Genomic DNA, 5,813 nt, shown 5'->3' with positions numbered 1-5,813 from the left:
CATCGCCCGCCCCGGCGCCGGCCCCCTCGCCAGCGATGCCTGCCGCCCCGGCCGCCCTGGCCCTGCTGCTGGAGGGCGCCGGCCTGCCGCCGCAACTCGCCCAGCAGGACCCGGAGGCCGCGCTGCGCGCCGCCGGGGCCGTGCTGCGCGCCGCCGTCGCCGGGCTGCGGGCCCTGCTGATCGCCCGGGCCGATGTGAAGCGGGAATTCCGCATCGAACAGACCATGCTGCGCGCCGCCAACAACAACCCGCTGAAATTCGCCGCGACGGATGACCAGGCCCTGGCCGCGCTGCTCGACCCGCGCAACCCCGCCCTGCCGGCGGTGCGGGAGACGGTGGAGGATCTGACGGCGCATCAGGTGGCCACGCTGGCCGCCACCCAGGCCGCCGCCCGCGCCCTTCTGGAACGGCTTTCCCCCGCGGCGGTGGAGGCCGAGGACCCGGGCGGCGGCCTGCTGCCCGGCGCGCGCGAGAAGCGGCTGTGGGAAGCCTATCGCCGCCGCCACGCGCTGCTGGCGGAACAATTCGACGATGATTTCGACAGCGCCTTCGGCAAAGCCTTCGCCAGGGCGTATGAACAGGCCACCGGCCGCCGGCCACACTGAAAAACCGCCAGGGAGATCGCCGCAGCACATGGTCTGGCACGACAAGGTGGTCTGGCAGGAGGGCATGTTCCTCCGCGCCCAGCACTTCCAGCAGCAGGACCGGCACTTCGAGCATCTGCTCCAGGCCCGGACCGCGCCGCTGCGCCCGCATCCCTGGGGCGTGACGGAGCTGGCGCTGGACCGCGATCTGCTGGCCGCCGGGCGCTTCGCGCTGTCCGGCGCCATGGGCGTGATGGAGGACGGCACCCCCTTCGCCATCCCCGGCAGCGCCGAGGCGCCGCTGCCGCTGGACCTGCCGGAGGGCACGCGCAACGCCGTGGTCTACCTGGCCCTGCCGCTGCGCCAGCCCGGCAGCCCGGAGGTCGCCAACCCCGATGCCGGGCCGGAGGCCGCCCGCGCCCGCCACACGCTGCGCAGCTTCGAAGCCTTCGACACGCACAGCGACAGCACGCTGGCCGCCGAACTCGCCATCGGCCGGCTGCGCATGCGCTACATGCTGGAGACGGAGGAGCGCGCCGGCTATGCCTGCCTCGGGCTCGCCCGGGTGGTGGAGGTGCAGTCGGACCGCCGGGTGCTGCTGGATGACCGCTTCATCCCGCCCTGCCTGCGCGTCTCCGCCGCCCTGGTGCTGAACAACCTCGTCTCGGAACTGGTCGGCATGCTGGGTCAGCGCGGCGAGGCCCTGGCCGCCCGCCTCGGCCAGCCCGGCGCCCGCGGCGTGGCCGATGTGGCGGATTTTCTCCTGTTGCAGACGGTGAACCGCTGGCAGCCGCTGATCGCGCATTGGGCCGATGCCGGCAACCTGCACCCGGAGACGCTGTTCGCCGCCCTGGTGCAGCTGGCAGGCGAATTGGCCACCTTCACCGCGCCGAACAAGCGCGCCACCGCCTACCCGGCCTATCGCCACGACGACCTGCAGCGCAGTTTTGCGCCTGTCGTCGCCGACCTCCGGCGGTCGCTCTCCGCGGTGCTGGAGACGAATGCCGTCGCCATCCCCTTGCAGGACCGCAATTTCGGCGTCCGCGTCGGCGCCATCGCCGACCGCAACCTGCTGCGCGCCAGCCAGTTCGTCCTCACCGTCGCGGCCGATGTGCCGGGCGAGCAGATCCGGCGGATCTTCCCCAACCAGGTGAAGATCGGCGCCGTGGAACACATCCGCGAGCTGGTGAACGTGGCACTGCCGGGCGTCGCCATCCGCCCGCTGCCCGTCGCCCCGCGGCAGATTCCCTTCAACGCCGGCGCCACCTATTTCGAACTCGATCGAGGTAGCCCGCACTGGCAGCAGATGCAGACCTCGGGCGGCTTCGCCATCCATGTCTCCGGCGAATTCCCGAATCTGCGCATGGAGCTGTGGGCAATCCGGGCATGAGCGACAACCCCTTCTCCGAACCCGACGACAGCGACCGCACCGTGGTGCGCGGTGCGGCCGGCGCGCCGCCGCCGCCGCCCCGCGCCGCCGCCCCGCCCCAGGCCACTTCCCCCATGCCCGCGGCGCCGCGCCTGGCCGGGGAGGCGGAGGCGCTGCCCAAGGTCGGGCTCTCGCCCCTGGCGGCCGCCGCGGCGCCGCTGCTGGACCTGCTGGCCCGCCTCGGCGCCGGGCCGCAGGCGGCGCAGGTGGCGCAGCCGGAGGAGTTGCGCGAACGCGCGATGCGGGCGCTGGCGGCCTTCGAGGCCGAGGGCAAGGCGCTGCCCGGCATCACCCCGGACCAGCTGCGCGCCGCGCATTACGCGCTCTGCGCCGCGCTGGACGATGTGGCGCTGGCCACCCCCTGGGGGGCGGCCAGCGGCTGGGCCACGCGCTCCCTCGTCTCCTCCTTCCACCAGGAGGTGCGCAGCGGCGAACGCTTCTTCGACCTGCTCACCGGCATGCAGAAGGACCCCGGCCGCTACCTGCCGGCGCTGGAGATCGCCTATCTCTGCCTGGCCCTCGGCTTCCAGGGCCGCTACCGCCTGGCGCCGCGCGGCCATGCGGAGCTGGATCGGATCCGGGAGGGTGTCTACGCCACCCTGGTGCAGCTGCGCGGCAATTGGGAACGGGCGCTGTCGCCGCACTGGCAGGGCGTGGAGGCGCCGCATCGCGGCCCCGGCCGCGCCGTGCCGGCCTGGGTGGCCGGTGCCGTCGCCGTGGCGCTGCTCGCCTTCGGCTACATCGTCGTGTCGGACAGCGTGAACGCCGCCGGGGACAATCTGCAGGCGCGCCTGGCCGGCCTGCCGCCCGGCGCCATGCCGGCCATCGACCGCAGCGCCCCCCCGGTGCCGCCCGCGCCGCCGCCGCCGCCACCCGCCGCCGCGCGGCCGGATCTGGTGGACCGGGTGCGGACCTTCCTGGCGCCGGAGATCCGCCAGAACCGCGTGGTGGTGGATGGCGACGCGCAGCGCCTGACCATCCGCATCAAGGGCAGCGGCATGTTCGGCTCCGGCAGCGCGACGGTGGAGCCGGATTTCCTGCCGCTGCTGCGCCGGATCGCGGAGGCGCTGGCCGAGGAACGCGGCCGGGTGGTGCTGTACGGCCATTCCGACAGCCAGCCTATCCGCACCGTCCGCTTCCCCTCCAACCACCATTTGTCCCTGGCGCGGGCGGAAGCGGCGATGCGGGTGATTGCCGCGGCCAGCGAGAACCCGGCCCGCTTCACCGCCGTCGGCCGCGCCGACACCGAACCGCTGGCGAGCAACGCGACGACGCAGGGGCGGGAAGAAAATCGCCGGATCGAGCTGGTGCTGTTCCGCGGCGGGGTGCGCTGAGATGAAGGCCTTCCTCACCATCCCCGCCCTTGGCGGGCTGTTCGGCGCCCTGCTGCTGGTGCCGGTGATCTGGCTGTTCGCCCCGGCGCTGCTGGGGATTGAGGCGCCGTGGCTGCTGGCCCTGCTGGCCGCCCTGCCGGTGCTGGCCTGGCTGGCGGTGATGCTGCTGGTGGTCGCCCGCCGCCGGAAGCAGGAGGCCGGGCTGATCGCCGGCGTCACCGCGCAGGAGGACGCCGCCGCCAAGGGCCGCGCCCAGGCGGAGGCGCTCAGCGCCGAGGAAGCCGCCATCGCGCAACGGCTGGCGGCGGCGCTGGCGGCGCTGAAGACCGCGGGCGGCGGCAAGGGCGGCTACCTGTATGAGCGCCCCTGGTACGTCATCATCGGCCCGCCGGGGGCCGGCAAGACCACCGCCATCCAGAATTCCGGCCTGGATTTTCCCCTGTCTGCCGGCCGCGTCGCCGGGGTGGGCGGCACGCGCAACTGCGACTGGTGGATCGCCGAGCAGGCGGTGCTGATCGACACCGCCGGCCGCTACACCACCCAGGATTCGGACGCGCAGGCGGACAGCGCCGGCTGGGAAAATTTTCTTGAATTGCTGAAGCGGCAACGACCGAAGCAGCCCTTGAACGGCGTCATCGTTGCCTTCGGCGCGGACATGATCAGCCGGCTCGACGCCGCGCAGCGCGAACAGCACGCCCAGGCGGTGCGCCGCCGGGTGCGGGACCTTGAACAGAAGCTCGGCCAGCGCCTGCCGGTCTACCTGCTGGTCAGCAAGGCCGACCTCATCGTTGGCTTCTCCGAATTCTTCGACGATCTGGACAAGGATGGCCGCGCCCAGGTCTGGGGCGTGACCTTCCCCGAGGCGTCCGGCCCCGAAGGCCCGGTGGCCAGGCTGGGGGAGGAATTCGCGGCGCTGACCCGGCGCCTGCAGGACCGGCTGCTGGAACGCCTGCAGGCGGAACGCGGGCCGGAACAGCGCGCCCGCATCGGCGGCTTCCCGGCGCAGTTCGCCTCGCTGGAGGCGCCGCTGCTGGCCTTCGCCCACGCCGCCTTCGGCGGCTCCAGCCTGGAACCCGCGCCCTTCCTGCGCGGCGTCTATTTCACCTCCGGCACCCAGGAGGGCACGCCGATCGACCGGCTGACCGGCGCGCTCTCCCGCGCCTTCGGGCTGGATCCGCGGCGCCCGGCCGCCATCATGGGGCAGAAGGGCCGCAGCTACTTCCTCGGCCGGCTGCTGCGGGAGGTGGTGTTCAACGAGGCGCGGCTGGCGGCGCGGGACCGCGGCCAGGCGAAGCGCGCCCGGCTGGTGCAGGCTGGCGCCTGGGCCGCGGCGGTGCTGCTGCTGCTGGGCGGCGGCGCCTGGGGCTTTGCGGCGATCAACGCCGAACAGGCGCGGCGGGCCAGGCTGGAGGCGGCGCTGGCCACGGCCGAGCAGGCTGGCCAGGGCCTGCCGCTGGACCGCATCGCGGCGGATGACGACCTTGCCCGCGTGATCCCCTACCTGAACGCCGTGCGCGCGCTGCCGCCCGCCGCCGAGGCCGATGGTGCCGGGCTCGGCCTGAGCCAGGGGCCGAAGCTGGCGGAGGCCGGCGGCCTGGCCTACGAGCATGCGCTGGACCGCGTGCTGCTGCCGCGCCTGCTGGCCCGGCTGGAAACCCAGATCCGCGCCGGCATCATGCGGCCGGACTACCTTTACGAGGCGACGCGCATCTACCTGATGCTCGGCCGCGCCGGTCCGATGGACCGGGCGCTGGTGCAGGAATGGATGGCGCTGGACTGGCAGCAGGCCTTCCCGGGCGCCGTCGGCACGCCTTCGCGGGACGCGCTGGCGCAGCACCTGGAGGCGCTGCTGGCCGTCGATTTCAGCCGCTACCCGCTGGATGGCGCGCTGGTGGACACGGCGCGGCGCATCTTCTCCCGCCTGCCGATGGCAGAACGCATCTACAGCCGCCTGCGCACCGCCGCCGCCCAGGTGCCGCCCTGGAAGCCGGGCGAAGCGATGGGCATCGCCGGTCAGCGCTGGTTCGCCACAGCCTCCGGCCGCCCGCTGGCGGAGGTCGCGGTGCCCGGCCTGTTCACCATCGACGGGCTGCACAAGGCCCTGCTGCCGCGCCTGCCCGCCGCCATCGTCGAAGCGGCCTCCGAAAGCTGGGTGCTGGGGGCGGAGGCGGCGACCGCGCTGGCCGGCGACCCGCGCCAGCTGGAAGCCGCCGTGCTGCGCCTCTATGCGGAGGACTACGCCCGCGCCTGGCAGACGGCGCTTGCCGATATCGTCCTGCCGCCCTTCCGCAGCCTGCCCCAGGCGGCGGAGGCGCTGAACCTGCTCGGCGCGCCGAATTCGCCGATGCGCGACGTACTGCGCGGCGCCGCCCGCCAGCTTTCCCCCGGCACGCCGCCGGACCCCCCGGGCGGCGCGACCGGTGCCGCCGCCGCCGGCGGCGCTGCCAGCCCCGCCGGCGCCCGGCG

Annotated in this window: 4 protein-coding genes; all 4 read left to right on the top strand. The window is 74.1% G+C overall.

The genetic code is table 11. From position 1 onward, the window contains the following. Positions 1 to 605 (top strand): type VI secretion system-associated FHA domain protein TagH (gene tagH / locus HEQ75_RS27395; protein WP_168035295.1); only part of this gene is annotated, 605 nt, incomplete at its 5' end. A gap of 28 nt (positions 606 to 633) precedes the next feature. Further along, positions 634 to 1,974 (top strand): type VI secretion system baseplate subunit TssK, encoded by a 1,341-nt coding sequence (tssK, locus tag HEQ75_RS27390; protein ID WP_168035294.1) that lies wholly within the window; start codon positions 634 to 636, stop codon positions 1,972 to 1,974. Beyond that, the gene (tssL, locus tag HEQ75_RS27385; RefSeq protein WP_168035293.1) at positions 1,971 to 3,347 is read left to right on the top strand and encodes a type VI secretion system protein TssL, long form; all 1,377 of its coding nucleotides are present in this window, start codon (positions 1,971 to 1,973) and stop codon (positions 3,345 to 3,347) included. The genes tssK and tssL overlap by 4 nt, the downstream gene beginning before the upstream one ends. 1 nt (position 3,348) lies before the next feature. Then, positions 3,349 to 5,813, top strand: a 2,465-nt coding sequence (gene tssM, locus HEQ75_RS27380; RefSeq protein ID WP_168035292.1) for a type VI secretion system membrane subunit TssM, incomplete at its 3' end; no start/stop codon positions are given.

This window comes from Falsiroseomonas selenitidurans (assembly GCF_012103215.1).
In the GTDB taxonomy this organism is placed as follows: domain Bacteria; phylum Pseudomonadota; class Alphaproteobacteria; order Acetobacterales; family Acetobacteraceae; genus Falsiroseomonas; species Falsiroseomonas selenitidurans.
Note: the sequence above shows the minus strand (reverse complement) of the source record. Positions and strands in the feature narration are given on the sequence as shown.

What these genes read in the sequence shown, in the direction of transcription:
- tssK (WP_168035294.1), top strand. Translation starts at nt 634, where the DNA reads ATGGTCTGGCACGACAAGGTGGTCTGGCAGGAGGGCATGTTCCTCCGC.
- tssL (WP_168035293.1), top strand. Translation starts at nt 1,971, where the DNA reads ATGAGCGACAACCCCTTCTCCGAACCCGACGACAGCGACCGCACCGTG.